A 25,036-nucleotide genomic window follows, 5' to 3' on the forward strand; every position below is an offset into this window, starting at 1 on the left:
GGCCTACAGCGATAATGCTTTGCTGATCAGTCCCATGAGCATGCCACGCACATCCCCGCTGGACAGGATGCTGATCAGCAATCCGGCGAAAGCCACGGCAGCCAGAGTGACCATAGCGAATTCTGCGGTAGTTGACCCTGCTTCGTCGGCAAGACGCTCAGAAATCATAGATTCCATACGTTTCACGATGTTTCCTTTCGTTGTTACCCAAATGCGAAATATTTGGGGTTGGTGCTTTCAGCTTGAGCCCCACCAACGGTTCACGGATTAGGTTCCTTTCAAGCTGGGGATTACTTGCTCAGAGCCCCGGAAGCAAGGCGATAATCAGCGGCACCACACCTAAGGCGATGAATGCTGGCAAGGCGCATGCGCCCAAGGGAAGCACAAGTCTGGTGCCAAATTGCGCGCCTAATCTAGCGACCTTTTGGCTGCGTTCGCGCCGTTGTAAGGCCGCCGCGTTACGCAGCAAGCTGGCAGCTGGCGCTCCAGTGACATGAGCGAAGCGCAGAGCCTTTTCAAGTGGCCGCAACCAGTCCGGTGACGAGTGCCAGGCTTTATCCCACTCCATGTTCATTTCTAAGCATCGTGCGACGGTGCATAGCTGTGCGCTTTGCGGAACGCAGCGCCCTAGCGTGTCGAGAATTTCTTTAATGGGCATTCCCGAATCCAACAAGCTTGCGCTGACATCCAGAATCAGCTCGACCGGTTGATTCTGGATGTCAGTGATTTGAGTTTGCGGACGCTTCAGGCTCAGCGCGCCCCTTCGACGTTCGTAGCTAGAAAAGACCAGTAGGACTGCGGCAACCGCACAGCACAACGCGAGAAAAGTCATTGCAGGGCCTGCCTAGTGGTGGTGCGCAGCAGGTATCTGCACCACAAGCGATTCAACAACCACAACACCATCCCGAGGAGCACGCTAAGTTGCGCCGCCCAGGAGGTGGCCAAGGCGCCGAGAACGTCAATGCCCAAAAGCATCCCGGCACCGAAGCCGACCAGGGGCAGCCAGGTCAACAATTTGGTGGTTGCCTTAGGTCCGGCCATTGCTGCGTCAAATGCCTGTGACGCAATCAGGTCAGCCTCCAAATCGTCAGCTAACCGTTCCAGTACATCCGCTAGGCTCGCACCGCTTCGCGCCGATACCTTCAAGCACCAGTGCATTCGATGTACCGATGACGGGTAGACCCCGCCCGCCGTCGGTTCTGCCGGCGAAGGGCTCCTGGCACCCAGCCGGTGCGTGGCGCGTAATTGGTGAAGTGCCTGGTGCACCGGGCATTGGCTGTGATCGACGGCCAATAACGCCTCCACGGCGGGATAGAAAGTGAGCCCACTACGCACTAGTGCCGCAAGTTCGCGAATTGTACGGGCATCTTCGGCCCACACGTTCTTCGGCTCATTCCGCCGCCGCGAGGACTTGAAAATGCTGTGGTGCAGCCAAGGGCGACCGGCTGTCACGGTACTGGCGGTGCGAGGAAACCAGAGCCAGAATGCCACCGCACACAATAGGAGAATCAACATGGCTGTTCACCCTTCGCTTTGCGCTATCTGCTCGGCGAGCGCACTAATAGTTTCGTGACCGAGTTTTCGTTCAAGGATCGGCAAGGACGCTGGATCCAGTGGTGTGCGCCTATCGCTATCGATCGCCGTGGTCACACTCATTTGTCCGTCTCGGTCGGTGTTCAGGATGCCTAGAGCTACCGGACCACGCTGCCCATGCACACCACGAGACATGTGAATAATTAGGTCAAGGGCGCTGGTCGCCTGCAGGGCCGTCGCTTGAAGGTTCCATCCGGCCAGCGCGCCGAGCGCGGCGAGGCGAGCGGGAACGGCTTCAGGATTATTTGCGTGAAGGGTCCCGGCAGCGCCTTGATGGCCGGTATTCATTGCGGCCAAGAAGTCTCGGATCTCTGCACCGCGGCACTCTCCGACAATCAATCGGTCCGGTCTCATGCGTAGTGCTTGAACCACCAGATCGCGCAGTTCGATGTTGCCGGCCGCTTCAACATTTGCCGCACGAGTCTGCATGCCCACTACATGGCGGTGAATGATCTGAAGTTCTTGGGAGTCTTCCACGACAATGATGCGTTGCCCTTCGTAGGCCAACGAGAGCATCGCCTGAAGCAGAGTGGTTTTGCCGCTGCCGGTGCCTCCAGTGACGAGAAAGTTCAGTTCCCGTTTCATGATCTCTTCGAGCAGCGGATACCACCAGCACGCCGCGTGTTCTAGTACCCCGTCGAGATCCAAGGGCTTGGTTTTCTTAACTCTTACCGAGATCAACGGCCCCTGCGTTGCTATTGGAGGCAGTACCGCATGAACCCGGTAGTGCTTCAGGCTCATGTCCATAAATGGGCTTGCATCGTCTAATCTGCGACCGGACAACGTGGCCAGGTGGACGGCCAGCCTGCGGACTTGTTCGGCTGACTCAAAAACGAACTCGGTGGGTTTCAACCCACGCGGCGAGTCGGTCCACACTCTGCCCTGCCCATCGACCAAGACATCTGTCACGTCTGGCTGTCGGGCGAAAGGTTCAAGTACTGATAGTCCGGCGACTTCGTCTTGCAACGCTTTCAATGACTCAGCAGCTCCCGAGGATCCTAACGCGGCCCCCGAATCCTGTACGGCCCCAGCCAGTGCTACCGCGTCGAGTCGACCACCGGTGGCCATGGCCCGCTGTCGCACCGATTCCAGAATGCGTTCATCGACTTCACGACCCGTTGAGCGCTCCGCACCTTGCGCACTGTGTTTGCCCGGGCTCATGGCATGTTCCCGTCGTTATCCGGCAGAAGCCGCAGGTCGGCCAGAACGTGTCGGACCTTTCGAGAGCGCAGGGCGTCGAAGAGCACTCCGCGCTGAACAGCCCGGGAGATCCTCGGCAAGCTCACGAAATACCCTAGGTACTGTCCAGTCGCGACATTCGAAGTGCGCGGATTCCTTGGACCGCAGAGGATATGAGCATCGGCCGGTGGTTTGCTGGTATCTTCACAGGTCAAGATCTTCCGGTCAACGAATTGTTCAATCACCGTGTGCTGCGGGTGCACCGATCGTCCGGCATCGACCACCAACAGGTCGAAGCCTTGCCTGGCCGCTGCCAGCAAACGCACCACCAATTGTTCATCCACCGCTGTTGGTGCGACGTTGGGCGACCAAGTCAAGATGGCAGTGTCTTGCACAGTTGGCAAAGTCTCCACCAGCTGATGTGGTGCTAACGCACCACCGGAGCGGCAGAGCTCTTCCCAGCCGACTCCCGTGGGCGGTTCATGCATCAACCGGGGCCACAATCCTGTGGAATGAGGATCCAGATCGATCAGCAGACTCTTCAACCCGCACAGCGTCCCCGCGTGGGCAATGAGCGCCGCCAAGGTACTAGTTCCCAATCCACCGGCGAGGGATGCGAAGGAAAGACAATGCGCCTGGCTCGCTCGCATTCCCCAAAGTCCTAGGTACTCCCCCAGCCATTGGTGTGCCCTGGGCAATATGGCCACTCTGGCACGCGGGATCCGACTAGCCACAGACCACAACTGCTGGTCATCCTCTTCAAATCCGAGGACAACGTCGCAGAGTCCGGGGAACCCCAACGCATCGGAGGCCATATCCGCGCCCCAGAGCACCGGGCCGTTTCCAGAAGCCGGCAGATCCTTGAGCTCGGCACATTGCTGTATGCGCACGGCCGCGCCCAAGGCGATCAGCGCACAGCTTTCTATAAGTCGTTCATCGTGGCTGACCAAGGTGCAGACTAGTTCACCATCGCCCCAGAGGCGCTCAGAGTTTATCGCGGCAGGCGCTGGCGCGTTGAGCGTTTGTGCGGTTGCCACGAACCGCCCATCGCCTTTTACCCGCGATGGACCGGAGCTGGGAAAGGATAACCAATTCATAGTTGAACGTTGGCATCGTTTCACCCGTTGCCGAGCCGATGCCCGGCAAGCTGGGGATAATGACCGGCTTCAATGCACAATAGAACAATGAGCATGCTTGCCTTTATCGGCGCTGACCCCGAAGGCTACGCCATCCTCGAACTTCGCCACGCACAGAGTGGCAAACCAGTTTTCCCCGCACGCCCGGTGCCCAAAGCGGAATTCCCGGCGGCGGTTCGGGCTATTGAGGACGAACACGCACCACGATGGGTCATGCTGCGCACCGCAGACTGGATGCCCGTCTTGCTGGCAGCGGGAGTCTTCATTGCAAAGGCCCACGTACTTTCGCTCACGCAACGAATCATGCACCGCAGCCCGCTAAGCGCCCAAGCGCTGGACGATGTCGATTTGGACAGCTCGCATGGTCCAATAGCTCGACCGAACCAAGACGCCTTATTTGAGACTCCCGTCAGTGGGGAAAGCTTGGACGAAGTCGTGGCCATGTATGTGCTGCAGCGTCAGGCCCTGCCGGAAGAACCTGCCCAGCGCAGAAGGCTCGAATTGCTCATTCATGCCGAGTCAGTTGGTGCGCTCGTTGCCTGCGAAATGGAGCACGCGGGGCTCGCTTGGAACGAGGCAGCTCACCGGGCGTTGCTACGCGAGAAGCTTGGGCCCGCCGTTGGCGAGGGCGTGCGTCCGGCCAAACTCGCCCAACTTGCCGAGGCGCTGGGCCAGGGGCTTCGTTGGCCCGGGCTGAATCCTGACTCTCCGCACGAACTTCTACGTGCCCTGCAACGCGCGGGTTTTTCAGTCCAATCGGTGCGTGCCTGGGAGCTGGAACAGCTCAATGATCCCCTGATCGGGCAAGTCCTTGAATATAAGAAGCTCTCCCGCTTGGCAAGCACGCACGGTGATGTTTGGCTCGACTCCTGGGTCAAGAACGGGCGGTTCCACCCGCACTACGTTTTAGGCACGGTAGCCTCCGGACGTTGGGCTGCCAGCGGTGGCGGTGCGCTCCAGTTGCCACATTCGATCCGTCAGGTGGTGCGCACCGCCGCCGAGCGTACTTTCGTGATTGCCGATGGCCGCCAGCTCGAGCCGCGCATTCTCGCCGCGATCTCCCAAGATCGGAGGCTCCAGGAAGCTGGCCAGCAAGATGACCTGTATCAATGGCTCATCGATGCCAGGCTCGTCGCGGACCGAAACGAGGCGAAATTAGGCATGCTTTCGGTTATCTACGGCGGTGGAGGAGGCACGTCCGGCGCGGTAGGCGTTGCCTTGAAGAAAAACTTCCCGCAGGCCATGGCCTACGTGGACAGGGCTGCGAAAGCCGGTGAGCGCGGCGAAGGTGTGAGCAGCTGGCTAGGGCGCGGTTGCCCACCTGCAGATGACAGTTGGCTGCAAGCTCAGCGAGACACCAACGATGAAGCCGGGCAACGAGCCGCTGACGCTGCGGCACGCTCACGTGGCAGATTCACCCGAAATTTCGTGGTGCAGTCAACCGCCGCCGAGTGGGCGCTGGTGTGGATGGGTCATGCCCGTCACCTGATTCGTCAAGCCGGATGGGGCCAATCCTGCCAGCAGGTGTTTTTCGTTCATGACGAAGTCGTATTCGAATGCCCAGTAGAACTGGCCGAAGGGCTGGGCGATTTGGTGCGCCACGCGGCGCTGCTCGCCGGGCGTACGCTCTTTGGCGAGCACAGCCCGAATTTCCCTGTCAGCGTCGCAATTTCGCAGAACTACTCCGAAGGAAAATAGCTGCTTACTTCATCTTGATTTCGCGTTGCGCGTTCCAGGGCTTGTTCCAGCCCAATTCGTCGAATAACCGGTCGATCACGATCGCGGTGAAACCCCAGATCAAATGCCCCTCGTATTCGAAGGCAGGGGATTTGAAGCGCTGTGTTCCGCGTTGCACCACCGCCGTCAGACGGTTATGCGGATCGAGCAGGTGGGCTACCGGCGCCCGAAAGACATCCGAGCTTTCGCGCAGATCCGCTGCGTAGACCTTGGATTCAGTGTGCCACCAGCCCACAACGGGGGTGACTAAATAGCTTGAAACCGGAAGTTCCGTTTCGGTCAGTTGGCCCAGTACTTCGATCCCAGAAATATCAACGCCGGTTTCTTCCCACGCCTCGCGCAGGGCAGCAGCGCTCGCCGAACCGTCTTCGGGATCCACCCCGCCGCCGGGGAAAGCGATCTGCCCGGCATGCTTGCGCAGCGTGGAGGCACGCTCTACAAATAGCAGGTCAAGATCCTCGGGTTTGGCGCCGTCCTGCACTCCCTGCCCGGAAGCCGACCCGAATAAGATGAGCACCGCCGCCTTGCGCACGCTGTTGACGTCCATCTGGTCGAATACCCATTTTTTTGGAAGTTTAACCGTGGAACCCATTTTCTGGGCATGCGTCGCGATGACTTTTTCCAGCTCTGCACGGGCGCTCATGCGTCCAGTCCGTATCCTTCGGCGCGCAGTTCGCGGCGGGTCGCCCCGTCCTGCATTTTCTGCAGCAGTCCTTCGCGCCCCGGAGCGAGCTCGTACTTCAGCAATTTTTGCGCTTTTGCGGGAATCTCCTCGCCGATCCCGGACGAGGGGCAGAGCTTCGCCAAGACGCAAACGCCGCAGGCCGGCTTGCGCGCATGGCAGACCCGGCGTCCGTGGAAGACCACACGGTGGCTGAGCATGGTCCAGTCCCGCTTTTCGAATAGTTCGCCCACCGCGTGCTCGACTTTAACCGGGTCCGTTTCATCGGTCCATCCAAAGCGGTTAGCGAGCCGGCCGAAATGCGTGTCCACGGTGATGCCCGGTACGCCGAACGCGTTTCCCAACACCACATTCGCGGTCTTTCGCCCCACCCCGGCGAGTTTGACCAGATCTTCGAGCCGTGAAGGAACTTGTCCGCCGTGGCGTTGGACTAGTGCGGCCGAAAGCCCCAGCAGAGATTCTGTCTTGGCACGGAAGAACCCGGTGGGCCGGATCAGTTCCTCAAGATCCGTCCGTTCAGCTTGACTCATCGCCAACGCGTCGGGATACCGCGCGAAAAGTCCAGGGGTAATCGAGTTGACCCGGACGTCGGTGGTCTGCGCGGAGAGCACCGTTGCGACCAGCAGCTGAAAGGGATTCTCAAAATCCAGTTCGGCCACCGCATAGGGGTAAGCCTCGGCCAGGACGCGGTGCATCTTCCGTGCCCGCCGCTTGAGTCCGATCTCTGTTTCAACTTTCACTTTTACAGCCACGAGATGATCGTGCCACGAGCCAGCAAAAATATCACTGTTTACCTGCATTTCACCGCGTCAAATTGACCGTTCGGCGCACAAAATGCCCGCTTCTAGCCCTGCTGGTGACACAAACCACAGGCCCGCCGTTCAAGCGTGTAACTTTGATCACAGAGTAATTTTTGTTTAACCGAAAGGACGCGATCACCGGTGAGTGATTCCAAAACCCTGGACAACCTATCGCATGAAACTCGTGCGTTTGCCCCGAGCAAGAACTTCAGCGATCAGGCCATTGGCTCGGCAAGCCAGTACGCGGCAGCGAGCGAAGACCGGTTGGGCTACTGGGCGCAGCAGGCACGCAGCGTGTTGACTTGGGACACCGATTTCACCGAGACCTTGGACTGGTCCGAAGCTCCGGTGGCCAAGTGGTTTGTCGGCGGAAAACTCAACGCTGCATATAACGCGCTGGACCGCCATGTGGAGAACGGCTTGGGCGAACGCGTTGCCATTTACTTCGAAGGCGAGCCCGGAGATACCCGCACCTACACCTACGCGCAGCTGACCGAAGAGGTGAAGAAGGCGGCCAACGCTTTCGAATCCCTGGGCGTGGCCAAGGGCGACCGAGTGGCCGTCTACCTGCCGATGATCCCCGAAGCGGTAATCACCATGCTGGCCTGCGCCCGCATCGGTGCCATCCATTCGGTGGTCTTCGGCGGTTTCTCCGCCGACGCGCTGCGCAGCCGCATCGATGACGCGGACGCCAAACTTGTGGTCACCGCTGACGGCACCTGGCGCCGCGGCAAGCCATCCGCGCTGAAGCCTGCGGTGGACGCAGCCCTTGAAAAGCCTGGCCACACCGTGGAAAACGTGCTGGTGGTCAAGCGCAACGGTGAAGAAACCGCCGTCGGCGAGCTCGATAAGTGGTGGCATGACGTGGTCGATGGGGCAAGCGCCGACCATGTTGCGGTAGCCCACAACGCCGAGCACCCGCTGTTCGTGCTCTACACCTCGGGCACCACCGGCAAGCCCAAGGGCATTGTCCACACCACCGGTGGATTCCTGGCCCAGGGCGCGGTCACCCACCGCGACACCTTCGACCTACACCCGGAATCCGATGTGTACTGGTGCACCGCCGATATCGGGTGGGTTACCGGGCATTCCTACGTCACCTACGCCCCGCTCATCAACGGCGCCACCCAGGTCATGTACGAAGGCACCCCGGACACCCCGCACCAGGGACGCTGGTGGGAGCTGATAGAAAAGTACAAGGTCTCGATCCTCTACACCGCACCGACCGCGATCCGCACCTTCATGAAATGGGGACGCGAGATCCCAGACGGCTACGACCTCTCCAGCCTGCGTGTGCTCGGCTCGGTCGGCGAACCCATCAATCCGGAAGCCTGGATGTGGTACCGCGATGTCATCGGCACCAACAACGGCAAGAACGGCGAACGCAAGGAACACCCGACCCCCATCGTGGACACCTGGTGGCAGACCGAAACCGGTGCGCACATGATTACGCCGATGCCAGGGGTGACCTCCACGAAGCCGGGCTCAGCGCAGGTCGCAGTGCCAGGAATCAGCATCGACGTGGTCGACGAGGCAGGGGTGTCCGTGTCCAACGGCGAGGGCGGCTTCCTGGTCATCCGCGATCCGTGGCCCGCGATGCTGCGCGGCATCTGGGGCGATATGGACCGCTATAAGGAAACCTACTGGTCCCGCTTCGAGGACATGTACTTCGCCGGCGACGGCGCTAAGAAGGACGATGATGGCGACATCTGGCTGCTGGGCCGGGTGGATGACGTCATGAACGTCTCCGGGCACCGGCTGTCCACTGCAGAAATCGAGTCCTCGCTGGTGGCCCACCCGTACGTGGCCGAAGCCGCCGTGGTCGGAGCCAAGGACGAGACCACCGGCGAGGCCGTGGTCGCGTTCGTGATCCTGCAGACCGAACCGCCCGAGGGCGAGGACGTCGTCGCCACGCTGCGCAACCACGTAAGCAAGGACATCGGCCCGATCGCCAAGCCGCGCCACATCCTGGTGGTTCCCGAACTGCCCAAGACCCGCTCGGGCAAGATCATGCGCCGCCTGCTCAAGGACGTCGCCGAGGGCCGCGAGGTCGGAGATGCGACCACGCTGTCCGACGCGACGGTAATGACGCAGATCGCACAGTCGATGAAGAAGTAGTAGTCCACGGCTTCTGGCCGGGATTCACGGGCCATCGTAGTCCTCGCTCCGCACCGGTTTCACCGGAAACGGAGGACGACCACGGTGGCTCGTCTCGTTTTACCTGGTACATGCACGTTCATGAATCGCCCTGCGAAACGCGAGGTGTATTAGATTGTTTCCATGTCTGAAAACGCATCGCGCACCATCTTGTTACTCAACGGACCGAACCTGAACCTGCTTGGAACTCGTGAGCCCGAAATTTATGGCCATGAAACTCTCGCGGATGTGGAAGATCTCGCGCGGCGCACCGCGGCGGACTACGGACTCTCCGTGGAGGCATTCCAGTCGAACCACGAGGGCGTGCTCATCGACGCGATTCACGAAGCGCGGCTGACCAAGGCCGGCATCATCATGAACCCGGGTGCCTACACGCACACCTCTGTGGCCATCGCGGATGCGCTCAGCGGAGTATCGCTGCCGGTGATTGAGGTCCACATCTCCAATGTGCACCGGCGCGAGGCATTCCGCCATCATTCCTACGTCTCCCCCGTGGCCTCGTCGATCATCATAGGGGCCGGGGTCAACGGCTACCGGCTCGCGGTACAGCAGCTGGCGCACCTGCTCGGCAACTAGTCGCCGATGCATTCACCGGTTTTGATCGAGGTGGTGCGGTCCCCGGCCACTTTGAGGGCGCGTTCGATCTCTTCGAGGCTCAGTGCGAAGCCCACCTCGTCATTGCCTCGTGACTTAGCGAAGATCATGCCCACCGCTTCGCCGTCCTCATTGACCATGGGACCGCCGGAGTTGCCTTGGGCCACCTTGGCCGTCAGTTGGTAGACCGAGAGCGAGGCCGGGTCTTCGCCATAAATATTGGCGATGGACACCGTGGCTCGCGAGGCGACTACCGCGCCTCGCACCTGCAGCGGCCCGCCGGCTGGATAGCCGATGAAAGCTGCTTGTTCTCCACGGCCCAGGTTTTCTTCGGCGAGCTCAAGTGGCTGGGCTTCCATCCCGTCCACACGCAGCACGGCAATATCGGCTTCGGGATCAAAATAAACCACTTTTCCGCGGTGAAGTTGATCACCCTCAATCTCCACTGTGGCCGCGCTTAAACCCGCTACGACGTGGGCGTTGGTCATCACCAATTGGTCGGCAATAACAAAGCCCGAACCGGTGAGGTTCACACCGCATTGAACTGCGGTGCCGGAGATCTTAGCCACCGAGTTCACTGAGGCTCGCTGCAGGTCATTGGCGGACCACTGGCCCTCTTCTACCGGCTCGACCGGAGGTGCAAAGGGATCAAGCAGTGCAGGGATTGTTTCGGCCATCACCGCCGAACGTGCCGAGGAGATTGCCGAGTTCACGAACTCTGGTGTCAGCCCACGGATCGAGGCGATCATTTTCGACTTATCAATTTCGCTCGATAGACGCGGAATACCCATGCTTGACGTGGAAAATGCCAGCGCGCCGATGATCGTGGCGGTGATGAAAACCGAGAGCACGCCACCGGCCAATCCGTCTGCGGCACGCAGGAAATCGAAGTTCATCCAGCGTCTTATTCGGGTGGCCATAACCCTGCCGAGCGCCTGACCCAAGATGATCAACACGGCAGCCGTAGCGACCATCAGAGCGACCCGCCACCAGGGGTTCGAAGCCAGGGTTGAAACTAGCGGTATGGCGAAGAACGCGGCAGTGCCGCCGGCGATGAGCCCGAGCATGTCGCCGACCGTGTAAAGGAAGCCACGACGGATTCCGGCGATAAAAAATGAAAGTAAAACTACGCAGATGGCAAGGTCCAGCCAACTGAATACTCCGAGCACCGAGACCCCGCTTCGTTCACAAACTTACTATTAACCCAAGGTACCCTTAGAAGCTGATGGATTTCTGCGAAGATATTCGCGAGTTTTTGTAGGACGAGCGTGATTCTCAACATTTCTTGGTTAAACCACGTGTGGAAACTGTCACATTGTTACCGAATACGGCACAATGAAGTGAGCGCTTACTACTGTTGACAGGAGATTTTATGGATATCGAGGTACTGCGCCGTGCGCCGCTTTTCGCGTCGCTGGGTGATGAAGTATTCGCCACGCTAACCGAAGAATTGACCGAGGTCGATCTGTCTCGCGGTGCATCAGTGTTCCGCGAAGGCGATCAGGGCGACCGTCTCTACTTCATCGTCTCGGGCAAGATCAAGCTTGGCCGCACTTCCGCCGACGGACGTGAAAACCTGATTGCCGTCCTCGGCCCAGGCGAACTGTTCGGCGAAATGGCGCTGTTCGATCCACACCCGCGCAACGCAACCGCAACCGCCGTGTCGGAGACCCGGCTGGCAGGTCTGAGCCATGAAAACATGCGCAAGGCGATCTTGAACTCCCCGGAGGTCTCGATCCAGTTGCTGCAAGCTCTGGCTGCGCGTCTGCGTCGCACGAATGAATCCCTAGCCGATCTGGTGTTCTCCGATGTTCCTGGCCGTGTGGCTAAGGCTCTATTGGATCTCGCTGACCGTTTCGGCCGCCCAGCCACCGATGGCATCCTGGTCGCTCACGAGCTGACCCAGGAAGAGCTGGCTCAGCTGGTCGGTGCCTCCCGCGAAACCGTGAACAAGGCCTTGGCCGAGTTCGTGCAGCGCGGCTGGCTCCGTCTGGAAGCCCGCGCCGTCGTGATCCTGGACATCCAGCGTTTGCGTCAGCGTTCGCGCTAAGCACCGCTGCGCAAAAGGTCGGACAACCCGCAAGGGTTGTCCGACCTTTTGTTCTTCGACGGCCGTTTTAGTGGCCAGGTTCTGCCTGCCACGGACGCGTGGATTCGACTCCGAGTGCGCTGAGCACTTCAAGATAATAGGTTCCATCGCGCACCAACAGGTCCGGATGCTGCACATCTAGGTTGCGCGCTCGTGAGAGATAGGCGACCGCACCGTGGGCACTAGCCATCCGCTCCAGCATCTGTTCCACCGCTGGACTGGTTATCTGGGACAACCTCAGGCCTGCCGTGCTGGGCTGGCCAATACGGTCTCCCAGCGCGCTGGTGGCCCGCTGCGCCATAACTTGCTCTGAGCTGCACCACTGCGCCCATTTGCCCTTAGCGCGCAGCAGGCGGGGTTCCTGGTGCACGGGAACCGTTGCGGTGAAGTACCAGGTGTCGAATCGCCGGAAGGCGAAGTTGGGACTTAGCCAATGGCTGACCGGCCGCAATAGGTCGGTGCGCAGACCCAGCCCTCGTCTGAGAAGAAATTCCTCAAAGGCTAAATCCTGCCCGGCGATAGCTTCGCGGGCGGACATCCATTCCTCGGGGTCGCTCATTTCGACAACCGACTGTTCTTCGGTGCCAGCGAGCAAGATCCCGGTTTCTTCAAAAAGTTCTCGGATGGCGCACACCAAATGTGCGCGAACCAGTTGCTGATCCAACACGTCCATGCGCTTGGACCACTGTGAAAGATTCGGGCCGAACCACTTGTACTCGGCGCGGTCCCCCGCTTCGACGCTGCCGCCTGGAAATGCAACGCTGCCCAGTGGCGATTCACCGGGGCGGTAGCTCAGTAAAGTCTCGACTCCATGCGCCCCATCTTGCACCAGGCAGACCGAGGAAGCACGGCGGGCGGCTCGCGGGGTTCGCGAACCGAAAGTGAACCAGTTTTCCGCCGCTGGAATTTGATGCGGCGGTAGCTCAACGAGACGACGCGCAACTCCGGTGCGCGCGGCGGACGGAATGGACCGCCCTTGGCGCACACCGGAATCACGTTGTGGACTACTCAAATTCGGCGATGACCTCAACCTCGACCGGAGCGTTCAATGGCAGTACCGCCACGCCTACGGCCGAACGTGCGTGCACACCGGCCTCGCCCAGGACATTTCCGAAGAATTCCGAAGCGCCGTTGATGACGCCAGGCTGACCGGTGAACGTAGGGTCTGACGACACGAAGCCAACGACCTTCACGATACGCTTAATGCGATCTAGGTCACCAATTTCTGCCTTGATCGCAGCCAATGCGTTTAGTGCGCAAGTCTGCGCCATTGCCTTAGCTTCTTCGGCGGAGACCTCGGCGCCGACTTTGCCGAGAGCTGGGAGTTCTCCATTAATAAGTGGCAGCTGTCCGGAGGTGTAAACGTAGTTGCCGGTGGTGACCGCCGGCAGGTACGCGGCGACCGGCTTTGCCACCGCTGGCAAGGTCAGATTGAGTTCGGCGAGGCGTGCTTCGACACGCGAGGAAGTAGCTTCTTGCATGGGGTTTTACTCCTTATGAAAGTTAGGCTTTTGGACGCTTCATGTAGGCCACCGGATTGGTTCCGTTAGGGCCCGGAACGATTGCTACGAGCTCCCAACCATCGTCACCCCACTGATCCAAAATCTGCTTGGTTGCGTGGATAACGAGCGGCAAAGTGGCGTATTCCCATTTAGTCATACTGGATACGTTAGCGCGTCCTTGTAAACTAGTACGTATGGCAGCCAAGAAGTCACCCTTTTTTGATACAGCTACCACTTTGGGAAAGATCGTTGCGTTCTTCGGAATCAGTGCCCTTTGTGGTGTCCTGGCCGCGGGCATGCTCATTCCCGTGGCAGCTATCGCAAAAACCGGTTTGACCACCGGAAATAATATTGTAAGCGCGCTTCCGAGCTCATTCGAGAAGCTACCTATTCCCGAGCCTTCGCAAGTCTTGGATTCGGATGGAAAGCTGATTGCGTCGTTCTATGAACAGAACCGCGATCCAGTGAAACTCAAAGACATCTCCCCGGCGATGCGTAAAGCAATTATTTCGGTGGAAGACGAGCGTTTCTACGAGCACAGCGGCATTGACCCCAAGGGCATTGCCCGCGCGGTCATTAACAACGCAACCTCTTCCTCACGTTCCGGCGCGTCGACGCTGACCCAGCAATATGTCAACAACTTGCTGGTCAACAACCAGATTTTGACCGGTTCCGATGAAAGCACGGTGTCGGGCAACAAGGATTACTCCGACAAGATCCGCGAGCTGAAGTACGCGGTGGCCATTGAAAAGGAAATGTCCAAGGACGAAATCCTCGAAGGCTACCTGAACCTCGTGCTGTTCTCGGGTCGCGAGTATGGCGTGCAGGCTGCCGCTCAACGCTTCTTCTCAGTAGACGCCAAGGATCTGAACCTCCAGCAGTCGGCAATGCTCGCCGGCATGGTGCAGCTGCCTAACGTCTACAACCCAATCAAGAACCCAGAACGTTCCTTGGATCGACGCAATAAGGTGCTGGGCAATATGTACCGCACTGGCGCGATCACCAAGAAGGAATACGACACGGCCGTGAAGTCCAAGCTCGGCGTGAACCCGAGCTCTTCAGCTTCAGGCTGCATGGCTGCCGATGACGCAGGTTACTTCTGCGACTACGTCACCAACTTGATTCTCAAAGACAAAACATTCGGCAAAACTAAAGAAGACCGCGAGAAATTGCTGTTCCGCGGTGGCCTGGTCATCAAGACCACGCTGAATTCGGCTTTGAATAAGAAGGCCGCCAAGGATGCGCGCGAGGCGATCGATCCTAACGCCAAATCGAACGAGGACATCTACTCGTCATTGGTTTCGGTCGAGCCAGGCACTGGAAAGATCTTGACCATGGCGCAGAACACCACCTACGCGCCAGAATCCGATGAAAAGGGAAGCCGAACCTTCTACAACTTCGCAGTTGAGCGCGCTTACGGTGGCGCTGGCGGCTTCCAGGGTGGTTCGACTATGAAGCCGTACACCACACTTGCCTGGCTCCACGAGGGCAACAAGATGTACGACAAAATCAATGCTAAAAGGCCGTATTTCCCTGTCAACCATCGCTGGAGGGCATCATGCATGCCCGGCGGTTCTACAACAACCGGTGGGTCGCAAGCATGGGAGCCTAAAAATGCTTCGCGCGGCTTCTACCGCACGATGACCGTGGACACTGGCCTTTATTGGTCCATCAACTCCGCGACTATTCAAGAGGCAGCCAAGGTTGACTTATGCACCATCGCTGACTACACCAAGAAGCTGGGCCTTTTGGACCAGGATGCAGACAACGGCAAGCCAGGGCCAATTTCCCCGGCGAACCCGGCCTTCATTATCGGTTCGGCAAATATCACCCCGATGGCACAGGCTGCAGCCTTCGCAGCTTTCGCCAACAAGGGCGAATATTGCGAACCACGAGCCATTACCTCGGTGGTCGACAAGGACGGCACCAAGTACAAGGTTCCGCAGCAAGCCTGCTCACAGCAGATCGACCCACAGTACGTGGCCGACCTGAACGGCACACTGAAGAAAATTGCCACTAACCGTGTCTCCAAGGGCCAGGTTGCAGGCCCGATCGCCGGCAAGACCGGTACAAATAACTACGCCACCTCCACCTGGTTCGTCGGCTACAGCAGCGGTATCTCCACCGCGGCTTGGGTCGGACGACTAGATGGCAAAGCAGCTACCGAAGAGTATTCTCTTCACGGTGCGATGATCAACGACAAACGCGCTCCGGCGATGGTTGACTCCTCGACTTATGCGGCTCCAATGTGGGTTGACTTCATGTCTAAGGCAGTTCAGCAATACGAGCGCAATTCCTTCGGTTCCGTAAGCAAGGCACCTAAGCCAAAGCCAGCGCCGAAGCCCAAGGATGACGACGAGAACAAAAAGGAAGACTCGAATAAGGAAGATTCCCAAAAGGAAGATTCCAATTCGGACGATTCTCAAAAAGAGGAATCCAAGGAGTCCGACGACGACAAGTCTGAAGCAAACGGCAACGGCAACGGCAACGGCAATAACAAGTCGAAGCCGACTACTCCAGCCAAGCCCGGAGATGATTCGGACGACTAAGTAGTCAGCGAAAGGCCGCGTTCAACTTTGGTTGAACGCGGCCTTTCGGTTTAGATTGGCACTATCACCAGACTCAAACGGGTCTGTTCCCTTGAAAGGACAATGACGGACCGGTCATGGTTGAACACACTAATTTCTCTTCGGCATTCGGTCGCGCCACGGGCACGGCAGCGCTACTTGCCGGCGGCGCTGTCGCGGCAGGCGCCGCGGTGCTTGGTTACGGACTATACGAAACGCAGAAATTCGGGCTTCGTCGCGAAACCGTCAAAGTGCTCCCCCGCGGTGCGAGCGATATCCGCGTCCTGCACCTCTCAGACATCCACATGATCCCCGGCCAGGCAGTCAAGCGACGCTGGCTGCATCAGCTCGCTGACGAGCGCCCCGATTACGTGATCAACACCGGTGACAATCTCAGCCACCGGGATGGCGTTCCAGCGCTGATCGACGCGCTGAAGCCGCTGATGCAATTCCCCGGCGCTTTCGTCCCGGGGTCCAATTGCTACTATGCGCCTCGAATGAAGAACCCGTTGCGCTACCTTATGGGAAGCTCCGGAACACCAAACCCTTCAAGCCGTGACATGTTGCCCTTCGAAGAGATGCACCGTGCCTTCGGATCCGCCGGGTGGGTCAATATGACCAACCGGGCCTACTCCACAGTGCTCAACGGGATACGACTTGATCTGACCGGCATCGATGATCCGCACCTTAAACGCGACCAATTCGCCGGATGGCCGCAAGGCTCGATCACCGGATACCAGGCTCCGCATGTAAGACTCGCGCTTACCCACGCCCCCTACCAACGAGTGCTGGATCAACTCACTGAGGCCGGCGCAGATCTCATCTTCGCCGGCCACACCCACGGCGGGCAGGTGTGCATCCCGGGATACGGTGCATTGGTGTCGAATTGCGATTTGCCGACTTGGCGAGCCCGCGGACTAACCGACTGGGATTATGCCGGACGCACCGTCCCCTTGAACGTATCGGCAGGCTTGGGCCATTCTCGCTTCGCACCATTTCGCATCGCCTGCCCTCCAGAGGCAGTGCTGCTCACACTCACCGCCAGGGACTAATCCTCCACCCCTTCAGGCCCCGCACTTGGTTTAAGTGCGGGGCCTGAAGCCGTCTCTGAGGCAGTAACAAATAATCTATCCACTAGTGATTATTTGATTGAATTTTCCCAACTACTGACTGTAGGCTGTAGTCCGGTCGATATTGTTATTGGTGATGGTGGGGTACTCGCATGGCGCGAAAACAGAACTCAGACGCAGCTGAAGCGGTGTCGTTGACGACCACCTTAAAACGACTGGGGCCGTTCGTCCGCCCGATTCTTCCGCGTCTCATCGGCGGCTTCCTCTGCGCCTTGGGCGCCGGTATTGTCGCCCTCGTCATTCCACAGGTTCTGGCCTGGTTGGTGAACAACGTGCTGGACAGCAATGGGACAAACAACGCAATTTGGATCGCCATGGCCATCGTGGGTGCCTTAGGTTTCTTGGAAGCGCTGTTCATCTTCCTGCGCCGCCAATTCGTTCTCAACCCCGCGGCGGGGCTGGAAGCGCAGATGCGCATTCGCTTCTATAAGCATCTGCAACGCCTGCCGGTCGCTTTCCACGAGCGGTGGGGCTCTGGCCAGTTGCTTTCCCGCTCCATGTCGGATTTGTCGCTGCTGCGCCGCTGGCTCGCCTTCGGCGCCATGATGCTCGTCGTTGATACCGTCACCGTGATCACCGGGCTGGCGCTGATGTTTTTCCACTCGTGGATCCTCGGACTGCTCTACCTCCTAGGTGCCATCCCCATCTCAATCAAGGCCTACCACTTCCGCAATAATTACCGGGCAGCGAGTCGGTTGAGCCAAGACCAGGCAGGTGACCTGGCGACGGCTGTCGAAGAGTCGGTACATGGCATTCGCGTCATCAAAGCCTTCGGACGCGGTCCCCACGTGTACGACGGATTCAACGAGCAGGCGAAATCGCTGCAACAGACGGAGATCAGCAAGGCCAAAACCTTGGCCAGTTTCCTCATGACAGTCGTCGCCATCCCCGAAACGATCCTTGGTCTAGGCGTACTGATCGGTATCTCCTTGGTTGCAGCTGGGCAGCTGAGCATCGGCTCATTAGTTGCCTATTTCGCCATCGCAGCAGTCATCGCAGGTCCCGTAGAAGGCATGGGCATGCTGTTGGGTATGACGCTGAGCACCAAAACCGCATTGGATCGCCACTTCGAAGTGATGGACGCTTCCAACGACATAGTTTCCCCGGACAACCCAAAATCCCCTGCCGAACGAAACGGCGAAGTACAACTCAAGCACGTTAGATTTGCCTACCCGGATGCCTCCGGGCGTGGGCGCCCCATCCTCGCTGATATCGATCTAACAATCCAAGCAGGCGAGACCATGGCCTTGGTGGGAATCACCGGCTCAGGCAAGTCGACATTGTTGAACCTGATCCCCCGATTACACGAAGCGAGCGCTGGTCAGGTGCTGGTGCACGGGCAAGATGTCCGAGAGTGGGATCTGGAAGAACTACGCCAAGAAATTGCTGTAGCCTTCGAAGACACCACCCTATTTTCAAATTCGGTCCGTGAAAACGTGCTGCTCGGTGCCCCGGCAAATTACGATCCCGCTCAGCGCGAGCAACTCCTGGCGCAGTCCCTTGACGTGGCACAGGCACAATTTGTCTACCAGCTGCCACAGGGGGTCGACACGCTGATTGGTGAGGAAGGCTTGTCCCTGTCCGGCGGTCAGCGCCAGCGTCTGGCGCTAGCCCGGGCCATCGCCGCCCGACCACGCATCTTGGTGCTGGACGATCCGCTCTCCGCCTTGGACGTCCGCACGGAGGAAGCAGTCACCTCGAAGCTACGCGAGGTCCTGGGTGGCACCACCACCTTGGTGGTGGCTCACCGGCCCTCCACCGTGATGCTCGCCGACCGGGTGGCGCTGCTGCGTGATGGTCGCATCGACGCGATCGGCAGCCACACACACCTGTTGAGCACGAATGAACATTACCGATATGTGATCGCCAGCCTGGATGACGAAGCACCGATGAGCGAAGAGGTCTCGCGATGAGCCAACCATTGGGTGTGACCGGAGAAGACAACATCAACCTCTCCGGCGCGCAACGCAAAGTAGTACGCCGCCGCTCCTTCAAGCTTCTAGCGGCGCTCGCCATGCCGCAGAAGAAACTCTTCATTCTTACCGTGGTGCTGGTATTGGTTTCCAATGCTGCCCGCGTCATTTTGCCAATACTCATTGCCTTGGCCATCGATTGGACGCTGCCACAGGTTCGCGAGGGCAACTGGAGTGCGCTTGGGATTTCGGGCGGCGCCTATATTGTCTGCGCCATTTTGGCGGGCGTACTGCTCGCCTGGTACATCAATTGCGCTGCAAAGATCTCTCAGGCCATGCTCTTAGATCTGCGTCAGCAGGTCTTCCGCCACACTCAGCGGTTGAGCCTCGAATTCCATGAGAATTACACCTCGGGCCGGATCATCTCGCGGCAGACCTCGGACTTGGAAACCCTGCGTGAGCTGCTGGATCAAGGCGTTTCCGAGCTCGCGTCCTCTTGCGTCTTCGTGATTTTCACGCTGGCCACCATCTTTATCCTGGATTGGCGCAGTGGGCTGGTGCTGTGTATTGCGGCCATACCGGTAGCGATCCTCTTCTTCTGGTACCAGAGCCGTTCCGAAGTCCTCTACCGTGAGTCTCGGGTTGTTTCTGCCAAGGTGATCTCCATGTTTGTGGAGACGATGACCGGCATTCGCGCGGTAAAGGCGTTTCGCCGGGAAGCTGCAAATGACGTCAACTATGGTGTGATCGCCGAAAAATATCGGGTCAACTCGGTGCGCTCCTTCAACCTTTTCGGCATCCTTCAGCCGGGTCTGGTGCTCATTGGAAACCTCACCGTCGCGGTGTTGCTTGCCTACGGTGGATTCCGCATTCTGGATGGGACGCTGGCGGTCGGTGTGATGGTGGCGCTGCTGCTTGCAGCTAAACGCGTCTTCCAACCGGTCGAACAGATCGCCATGTTCTACTCCTCGTTGCAGTCGGCCACGGCAGCCCTGGAAAAGGTCTCCGGTCTCCTAGAAGAGGAACCCAGCGTCAGGGAACCGCTGAAGCCGCGCAGCATCGAGCAGGTCAAGGGAGAGATCGTCTTCAACGACGCGGTCTTCGGCTACGGGCAGGGGCCGATCATCATGGACCGGTTCGACCTGAAGATTGAAGCCGGGCAAACAGTGGCGGTTGTTGGGCAGACCGGCGCCGGCAAATCAACCCTGGCCAAACTTATTTCGCGTTTCTACGATCTGCGTTCGGGCACCTTGGAAATTGATTCGGTCCCCATCAATGAACTGTCGAATCAGGAACTGCGCAAGCACGTTGTGATGGTCACCCAGGAAGCGTTCTTGTTCTCCGGGACAGTTGCCGAAAATATTGCACTCGGGAAGCCCACCGCGACGCTGGCTGAAATCCAGGACGCGGCCAAGGCTGTGGGAGCCGACGAATTTATCCGCGAACTTCCCGAAGGTTATGAGACCGACATGAACAAGCGCGGCGGTCGAGTATCCGCCGGACAACGCCAGCTCATCTCATTTGCACGCGCCTTCTTAGCTGACCCGGCCGTATTGATCTTGGACGAAGCAACCAGCTCGCTAGATATTCCATCGGAGCGTGCGGTGCAGCGAGGCCTGCAACAGCTACTTGGAAACCGTACGGCGTTGATCATCGCCCACCGGTTGTCCACCGTGCAGATCGCCGACCGTGTGCTGGTGGTTGACGATGGCAAAATCATCGAGGACGGTTCCCCGCAGCAGCTGATAGCGGACGAGGGGCGCTTCGCTTCGCTGCACAAGGCGTGGAAGGACTCGCTGGTTTAACCGGCTGTCGGCTCATGACAAGCGAACTGGGCGATTTCCTCCCGGCCCCAAACCAGGGGGCGCACCCGGAAGTCTACGAAATTGAGAATAACGCGCTTGACCGATCCGGAGTGCTCTTTGCTCGTTTGCGCTCCTTGGCACCCTGGGACGGCAGGGTCCTGCTGGACCTGGGATGCGGCACTGGTTTTTGGCTACCCAAATATCTCACCGAGCAGGGCACCGTCATCGGGGTAGAACCGGACCTGAATCTATTGCCTGCCGCTCGAGAGCGTAGCCCGAAAGTTCAAGTGCTGCACGGGTCTGCCGAACATCTTCCGCTGCTAGACGCCAGCGTAGACGTAGTGCACGCACGCTTCGCTTATTTCTTCCCCTCCCCGAACTATGACTGCGCCGCCGGCCTGCGCGAAGTTCTGCGTGTCCTGCGCCCCGGTGGATCGCTGCTCGTGATCGACAACGACCACCAACACGGACAATTTGCTACGTTATTGCGGCAAAGCATCTGGGCGTCGACTCAGGGCGAGGATGACTACATACAGCGATGGTGGGCCGCGCAGGGAGCCCAACGGCATGAAGTGATGAGCAGCTGGAACTTTGACTCGACCAAAGATCTAGCCCAGGTCCTTCACCTGGAATTCCCTGCAGAGCTAGCCCAAGGCTGGATCTCGCAGCATCCGGATTCGACCGAGTTGAGCTACGGCTACGTGCTTTATCACGTCCGCAAATCGCAGCTGAGCTAAACGCGAGACGAATACAAAACAAAATTGGTCGGGGTGAAGGAAATTTTCCTTCACCCCGACCAATCAATTTTGCGTCTAGGCCGAGAATTTCTCCCCGGTCAAACGCTCATACGCATCGATGTACCGGGCGCGCGTCTTTTCCACGATCTCGGCCGGCAAGGCCGGAGGTTCGGCACCGGAGTTCTTGTCCCAACCGGAAGCCGCAGAGGTCAACCAGTCGCGCACGAACTGCTTATCAAAGCTCGCCTGGGCTTTGCCCGGTTCGTAGGACTGGGCATCCCAGAAGCGCGATGAGTCAGGGGTGAGCACCTCGTCGCCGAGCGTGATTTCGCCGTTGCTCGGATCGGCACCAAATTCGACCTTGGTGTCGGCAAGGATGATGCCGCGTTCGCGGGCGATCTGCTCGGCGCGTTCGTAGATTGCGACGGTCTTCTCGCGCAGCGCCTCGGAGATCTGCGCACCGACGCGTTCAACCGTCTGCTCGAAGGAGATGTTATCGTCGTGTTCGCCAACTTCGGCCTTAGCCGAAGGTGTGAACAACGCTGGCTGAAGACGTGAACCATCAACCAATCCCGCTGGCAAAGGCAGCTCGCATACGGTCGAGGAGACCTTGTACTCTGCCAAACCGGAGCCGGTCAGATAACCGCGGGCGATGCACTCGATGGGGTACATTTCAAGCTTCTTGCACACCATCGCCCGACCGGCAACCGCCGCAGGCACCTCGGTGGAGATCACGTGGTTGGCGAATTCGTGCAATTGCTCGAACCACCACAGGCTCAGTTGCGTCAGCACCTTGCCCTTGTCCGGGATCTCGCTGGTCAGCACGAAGTCGTAGGCACTGATTCGGTCCGAAGCCACCACCAGCACCCGGTCGGAGTCCGCGAAGCTCACCCCGGCAGGCAGGTACAGATCCCGCACCTTGCCGGAATAGAAGTGGTCCCAACCTTCTAGGGGAAGCGTTTCGGTCTGGAATCCTGCCATTACTTGCTTTCCCCGTTCACTACGATTTCTCCACGTTCGGCCTTCAACGCGATGTCACTGCGTGACTGAGCACCGCTCCAACTGATCTTGGCGACACCCGCGTAGGCGTTGGCCCGGGCAACTGCCAGGTCATCGCCCAAGGCGACGACCGCCAAGACGCGGCCACCGGCCACCGTGATGTTGCCTTCGGCATCGGTGCTTGTACCTGCATGCATCACATGCACATCGCTGACCTTATTGGCTTCTTCCAGCCCTTCGATCACCGCTCCCTTGACCGGGGTATCGGGGTAGTTCTCGGCGGCAATGACCACGTCCACGGCGGTCTTCGAGGACCAACGCAGCTGCTCTGCATCATCGAGCTTGCCGTTGGCCGCCGCGAGGAGGATTGCGCCCAGCGGAGTCTTCAGCCGAGCCAGGACCGCTTGGGTCTCCGGGTCGCCGAAGCGGGCATTGAATTCGATGACGCGGATGCCGCGTTTGGTGATGGCCAGGCCGCAATAGAGCACACCGGTAAATGGGGTGCCACGCTTTTCCATTTCGCGCAGGGTTGGGTATGCAACTCGGTCCATAACCTCGTCGACAAAGCCTTCCGGAAGCCATTCCAACGGAGAGTATGCACCCATGCCACCGGTGTTCGGGCCTTCGTCGTTGTCGAAAATCCGTTTGAAGTCCTGGGCCGGGGACAGCGGGACGGCGTGTTTGCCGTCGCAAATGACGAACAGTGAAACTTCCGGGCCATCGAGGAATTCTTCGATAACCACGGTCCCACCGGCCGCAAAGCAGACCTCTGCATGAGCCAGTGCCTCGGCACGGTCCGCGGTCACCACAACACCCTTGCCGGCGGCTAGCCCGTCGTCTTTGACCACATAGGGTGCGCCGAAATCGTCAAGGGCGGCTTCGGCTTCGGCAGTATTCGTTGCCACATGCGCCATGGCGGTGGGAACCTGCGCCGCTGCCATGATGTCCTTGGCAAATGCCTTGGAGGCTTCTAGCTGTGCTGCCGCGCGAGTTGGCCCGAAGACGGGAATTCCGGCTTCGATGAGCGCATCGGCAACCCCGGCGGCCAGTGGCGCTTCGGGCCCAACGATTACCAGCTCGCTGGCTAGCTCGCGGGCTAGCGCCAGAACCGCTTGCGGGTCCTGCGCGTTGATCTCATGGGTAGTGACGTCCTGTGCGATTCCGGCGTTGCCGGGAGCGCAATGAACCTCATTGACGTAGGGGTCTGCACATAGTGCACGGACAATTGCATGCTCACGGCCGCCTGGGCCAATCACCAGTACCTTCACTGCACCGAGTTTACCGGAGATCCACGTTCGATTAGTGGTCTATGACTGGCCGACGAAAACTTCTCGCAGCTGGCCGCGCAAATCGCCCGGAGGCCTGCGTTCAACAGGGAAGACCGTCTATTCGGGCCACCGCCTAAACTTGGTTCCATGGGTTCGGCGATAGACATCACACAGAGCAGCGAACTGCTTCAGATCACCCGCAACGCGGTGATCGAATCGCGGCATTACGGAGTAGCAGTTGTTTTGGATCCGGCCGGAGAGGTACTGGAGGCCCTCGGCGATCCCGAGGCCCTGATCTTTCCCCGGTCAGCGCTGAAGCCTTTTCAAGCGATCGGTTCGCTACGCGCCGGGGCAGTCCTGGAAACCGCGCAGCTGGCACTTGCCTGCGCCAGCCATCTGGGAACTGAACAGCATCAACTCCTAGCTCGCAGCATGCTCGACTCGGTGGAGCTGGGCGAAGAGCATCTGCAATGCCCGAGCTCGTGGCCCGGCGATTCGGCCACCCGCTCCGCGATGGCCGCCCGCGGCCAGCGCCAGAACAAACTCGCATTCAATTGTTCGGGAAAACATGCCGCCTTCCTCGCTGCATCGGTGGCCAGCGGTGAATCGGTCGACACTTATCTGTCCGCCGAGCATCCGGTGCAGCTCTCTGCCTATCGGGCGATGGAAGAGTTCTGCGGGCCGATCTCTTTCCTTGGGGTGGATGGCTGCGGCGCTCCGGCCCCGCAGATGTCGCTCAAGTCCTTGGCCGAGGGTTTTCGAAAACTGGCAACATCAGCCGAGCCGGCTGCCCGGTCGGTGTCCAGCGCCATGCGTGAACACCCATGGGCGGTACGCGGTACCGGCAGCCCCAATACGATTGTCATCGAATCCACCGGAATCATCGCCAAGCTCGGTGCCGAAGGAGTGCTGGGCATGTCCGCGCCCAATGGGGTCAGCGTGGCGATAAAAATCCTTGACGGTGCTTCCCGCGGGATCGATGTGCTGGCCTTGCAGCTACTGGCCACCCATGGAGTGCTAAGCCCGCAGAAGCTGGAAGAATTAACTTCGGCGTTGATGCCGGCTGGCAGCACCGCAGGAACACGCGCAGCCGGCGTTTCCTACGTAGGTCGGGATTTCGACGCCCGCTAGCCGCACCTAGGACTAAA

23 protein-coding genes are annotated in these 25,036 nt (G+C 59.2%); 10 read left to right on the top strand and 13 right to left on the bottom strand.

The window, feature by feature from the left end:
• Window positions 1–3 precede the first annotated feature (3 nt).
• The 5 genes from LG294_RS13350 to LG294_RS13370 form a co-directional block, all read right to left on the bottom strand.
• Window positions 4–177 (bottom strand): DUF4244 domain-containing protein, encoded by a 174-nt coding sequence (locus LG294_RS13350; protein ID WP_404291768.1) that lies wholly within the window; start codon window positions 175–177, stop codon window positions 4–6.
• Between the two features lie 121 nt (window positions 178–298).
• Window positions 299–832 carry a type II secretion system F family protein gene (locus LG294_RS13355; protein WP_404286471.1) on the bottom strand — a complete coding sequence of 178 codons (534 nt, stop codon included), beginning with the start codon at window positions 830–832 and terminating at the stop codon, window positions 299–301.
• Window positions 829–1,515, bottom strand: a complete 687-nt coding sequence (locus tag LG294_RS13360) for a type II secretion system F family protein (protein ID WP_404286473.1) — start codon at window positions 1,513–1,515, stop codon at window positions 829–831. Before LG294_RS13360 ends, LG294_RS13355 begins: the two co-directional genes overlap by 4 nt.
• A 6-nt stretch (window positions 1,516–1,521) precedes the next feature.
• Window positions 1,522–2,754 (bottom strand): TadA family conjugal transfer-associated ATPase, encoded by a 1,233-nt coding sequence (locus LG294_RS13365; protein WP_404286475.1) that lies wholly within the window; start codon window positions 2,752–2,754, stop codon window positions 1,522–1,524.
• Complete coding sequence (locus LG294_RS13370; protein ID WP_404286477.1) at window positions 2,751–3,809, bottom strand: hypothetical protein; 1,059 nt, start codon at window positions 3,807–3,809, stop codon at window positions 2,751–2,753. The genes LG294_RS13365 and LG294_RS13370 overlap by 4 nt, the downstream gene beginning before the upstream one ends.
• Window positions 3,810–3,956: 147 nt before the next feature.
• On the opposite strand from LG294_RS13370, the gene LG294_RS13375 reads away from it, so the two are divergent.
• The gene (locus LG294_RS13375; RefSeq protein WP_404286479.1) at window positions 3,957–5,606 is read left to right on the top strand and encodes a bifunctional 3'-5' exonuclease/DNA polymerase; all 1,650 of its coding nucleotides are present in this window, start codon (window positions 3,957–3,959) and stop codon (window positions 5,604–5,606) included.
• A 4-nt stretch (window positions 5,607–5,610) separates the two neighbouring features.
• Here the strand turns inward: LG294_RS13375 and LG294_RS13380 are convergent, their stop codons facing one another.
• Window positions 5,611–6,288, bottom strand: coding sequence for an NUDIX hydrolase (locus LG294_RS13380; protein ID WP_404286481.1), 678 nt, complete (start codon window positions 6,286–6,288; stop codon window positions 5,611–5,613).
• Complete coding sequence (gene nth / locus LG294_RS13385; protein WP_404291770.1) at window positions 6,285–7,022, bottom strand: endonuclease III; 738 nt, start codon at window positions 7,020–7,022, stop codon at window positions 6,285–6,287. The genes LG294_RS13380 and nth overlap by 4 nt, the downstream gene beginning before the upstream one ends.
• A 246-nt stretch (window positions 7,023–7,268) precedes the next feature.
• Between nth and acs the strand changes: the two genes are divergently transcribed.
• Window positions 7,269–9,245, top strand: coding sequence for an acetate--CoA ligase (gene acs, locus LG294_RS13390; RefSeq protein ID WP_404286483.1), 1,977 nt, complete (start codon window positions 7,269–7,271; stop codon window positions 9,243–9,245).
• Between the two features lie 162 nt (window positions 9,246–9,407).
• Window positions 9,408–9,860 carry a type II 3-dehydroquinate dehydratase gene (gene aroQ / locus LG294_RS13395; protein WP_404286485.1) on the top strand — a complete coding sequence of 151 codons (453 nt, stop codon included), beginning with the start codon at window positions 9,408–9,410 and terminating at the stop codon, window positions 9,858–9,860.
• Here the strand turns inward: aroQ and LG294_RS13400 are convergent.
• Complete coding sequence (locus LG294_RS13400; RefSeq protein WP_404286487.1) at window positions 9,857–11,047, bottom strand: MarP family serine protease; 1,191 nt, start codon at window positions 11,045–11,047, stop codon at window positions 9,857–9,859. The genes aroQ and LG294_RS13400 overlap by 4 nt on opposite strands.
• 203 nt (window positions 11,048–11,250) lie before the next feature.
• Here LG294_RS13400 and LG294_RS13405 point away from each other — a divergent pair, with 203 nt between their 5' ends.
• On the top strand, window positions 11,251–11,928 hold the full coding sequence (locus tag LG294_RS13405; protein ID WP_096257040.1) for a Crp/Fnr family transcriptional regulator: 678 nt from the start codon (window positions 11,251–11,253) through the stop codon (window positions 11,926–11,928).
• A gap of 67 nt (window positions 11,929–11,995) precedes the next feature.
• On the opposite strand, the gene LG294_RS13410 is transcribed toward LG294_RS13405, so the two are convergent.
• Genes LG294_RS13410 through LG294_RS13420 form a run of 3 tightly spaced genes read right to left on the bottom strand, consistent with a single transcriptional unit; the run spans window position 11,996 to window position 13,626 of the window.
• Complete coding sequence (locus tag LG294_RS13410; protein WP_404291772.1) at window positions 11,996–12,934, bottom strand: NUDIX hydrolase; 939 nt, start codon at window positions 12,932–12,934, stop codon at window positions 11,996–11,998.
• Between the two features lie 37 nt (window positions 12,935–12,971).
• Window positions 12,972–13,448: a RidA family protein gene (locus LG294_RS13415; protein ID WP_404286489.1), complete on the bottom strand. Its 477-nt coding sequence runs from the start codon at window positions 13,446–13,448 to the stop codon at window positions 12,972–12,974.
• A 22-nt stretch (window positions 13,449–13,470) separates the two neighbouring features.
• Window positions 13,471–13,626, bottom strand: coding sequence for a hypothetical protein (locus LG294_RS13420; protein ID WP_096283344.1), 156 nt, complete (start codon window positions 13,624–13,626; stop codon window positions 13,471–13,473).
• Window positions 13,627–13,663: 37 nt separating this feature from the next.
• Between LG294_RS13420 and LG294_RS13425 the strand changes: the two genes are divergently transcribed.
• The 5 genes from LG294_RS13425 (at window position 13,664) to LG294_RS13445 (ending at window position 21,621) form a co-directional block, all read left to right on the top strand.
• Window positions 13,664–16,018: a transglycosylase domain-containing protein gene (locus LG294_RS13425; protein ID WP_404286491.1), complete on the top strand. Its 2,355-nt coding sequence runs from the start codon at window positions 13,664–13,666 to the stop codon at window positions 16,016–16,018.
• Between the two features lie 116 nt (window positions 16,019–16,134).
• A complete protein-coding gene (locus LG294_RS13430; RefSeq protein ID WP_404286493.1) occupies window positions 16,135–17,088 on the top strand; it encodes a metallophosphoesterase in 954 nt (317 codons plus the stop codon).
• A gap of 170 nt (window positions 17,089–17,258) precedes the next feature.
• Complete coding sequence (locus tag LG294_RS13435) at window positions 17,259–19,079, top strand: ABC transporter ATP-binding protein (protein ID WP_404286495.1); 1,821 nt, start codon at window positions 17,259–17,261, stop codon at window positions 19,077–19,079.
• Window positions 19,076–20,884, top strand: coding sequence for an ABC transporter ATP-binding protein (locus tag LG294_RS13440; protein WP_404286497.1), 1,809 nt, complete (start codon window positions 19,076–19,078; stop codon window positions 20,882–20,884). The genes LG294_RS13435 and LG294_RS13440 overlap by 4 nt, the downstream gene beginning before the upstream one ends.
• Window positions 20,885–20,898: 14 nt before the next feature.
• Window positions 20,899–21,621 carry a class I SAM-dependent methyltransferase gene (locus LG294_RS13445; protein WP_404286499.1) on the top strand — a complete coding sequence of 241 codons (723 nt, stop codon included), beginning with the start codon at window positions 20,899–20,901 and terminating at the stop codon, window positions 21,619–21,621.
• A 75-nt stretch (window positions 21,622–21,696) separates the two neighbouring features.
• Here LG294_RS13445 and LG294_RS13450 read toward each other — a convergent pair whose 3' ends face one another.
• Both LG294_RS13450 and purD read right to left on the bottom strand, forming a co-directional pair.
• Complete coding sequence (locus LG294_RS13450) at window positions 21,697–22,602, bottom strand: phosphoribosylaminoimidazolesuccinocarboxamide synthase (protein ID WP_404286501.1); 906 nt, start codon at window positions 22,600–22,602, stop codon at window positions 21,697–21,699.
• Entirely contained in the window at window positions 22,602–23,888 is a 1,287-nt protein-coding gene (gene purD / locus LG294_RS13455) for a phosphoribosylamine--glycine ligase (protein WP_404286503.1), read from the bottom strand. Before purD ends, LG294_RS13450 begins: the two co-directional genes overlap by 1 nt.
• A gap of 147 nt (window positions 23,889–24,035) precedes the next feature.
• On the opposite strand from purD, the gene LG294_RS13460 reads away from it, so the two are divergent.
• Window positions 24,036–25,019: an asparaginase gene (locus LG294_RS13460; protein ID WP_404286505.1), complete on the top strand. Its 984-nt coding sequence runs from the start codon at window positions 24,036–24,038 to the stop codon at window positions 25,017–25,019.
• Window positions 25,020–25,036: the final 17 nt, after the last annotated feature.

It is taken from the genome of Glutamicibacter arilaitensis, from assembly GCF_044793945.1.
In the GTDB taxonomy this organism is placed as follows: Bacteria; Actinomycetota; Actinomycetes; order Actinomycetales; family Micrococcaceae; genus Glutamicibacter; species Glutamicibacter arilaitensis_B.

Bases quoted from the DNA above. Each gene is read 5' to 3' on its own strand.
- LG294_RS13445 (WP_404286499.1), top strand. From the start codon at position 20,899: ATGACAAGCGAACTGGGCGATTTCCTCCCGGCCCCAAACCAGGGGGCG.
- LG294_RS13440 (WP_404286497.1), top strand. From the start codon at position 19,076: ATGAGCCAACCATTGGGTGTGACCGGAGAAGACAACATCAACCTCTCC.
- LG294_RS13420 (WP_096283344.1), bottom strand. From the start codon at position 13,626: ATGACTAAATGGGAATACGCCACTTTGCCGCTCGTTATCCACGCAACC.
- LG294_RS13430 (WP_404286493.1), top strand. From the start codon at position 16,135: ATGGTTGAACACACTAATTTCTCTTCGGCATTCGGTCGCGCCACGGGC.
- LG294_RS13360 (WP_404286473.1), bottom strand. From the start codon at position 1,515: ATGTTGATTCTCCTATTGTGTGCGGTGGCATTCTGGCTCTGGTTTCCT.
- LG294_RS13350 (WP_404291768.1), bottom strand. From the start codon at position 177: ATGGAATCTATGATTTCTGAGCGTCTTGCCGACGAAGCAGGGTCAACT.
- nth (WP_404291770.1), bottom strand. From the start codon at position 7,022: ATGCACCGCGTCCTGGCCGAGGCTTACCCCTATGCGGTGGCCGAACTG.
- LG294_RS13405 (WP_096257040.1), top strand. From the start codon at position 11,251: ATGGATATCGAGGTACTGCGCCGTGCGCCGCTTTTCGCGTCGCTGGGT.
- LG294_RS13450 (WP_404286501.1), bottom strand. From the start codon at position 22,602: ATGGCAGGATTCCAGACCGAAACGCTTCCCCTAGAAGGTTGGGACCAC.
- LG294_RS13435 (WP_404286495.1), top strand. From the start codon at position 17,259: ATGGCGCGAAAACAGAACTCAGACGCAGCTGAAGCGGTGTCGTTGACG.
- aroQ (WP_404286485.1), top strand. From the start codon at position 9,408: ATGTCTGAAAACGCATCGCGCACCATCTTGTTACTCAACGGACCGAAC.
- LG294_RS13425 (WP_404286491.1), top strand. From the start codon at position 13,664: ATGGCAGCCAAGAAGTCACCCTTTTTTGATACAGCTACCACTTTGGGA.
- LG294_RS13375 (WP_404286479.1), top strand. From the start codon at position 3,957: ATGAGCATGCTTGCCTTTATCGGCGCTGACCCCGAAGGCTACGCCATC.
- LG294_RS13380 (WP_404286481.1), bottom strand. From the start codon at position 6,288: ATGAGCGCCCGTGCAGAGCTGGAAAAAGTCATCGCGACGCATGCCCAG.
- LG294_RS13355 (WP_404286471.1), bottom strand. From the start codon at position 832: ATGACTTTTCTCGCGTTGTGCTGTGCGGTTGCCGCAGTCCTACTGGTC.
- LG294_RS13415 (WP_404286489.1), bottom strand. From the start codon at position 13,448: ATGCAAGAAGCTACTTCCTCGCGTGTCGAAGCACGCCTCGCCGAACTC.
- LG294_RS13365 (WP_404286475.1), bottom strand. From the start codon at position 2,754: ATGAGCCCGGGCAAACACAGTGCGCAAGGTGCGGAGCGCTCAACGGGT.
- LG294_RS13460 (WP_404286505.1), top strand. From the start codon at position 24,036: ATGGGTTCGGCGATAGACATCACACAGAGCAGCGAACTGCTTCAGATC.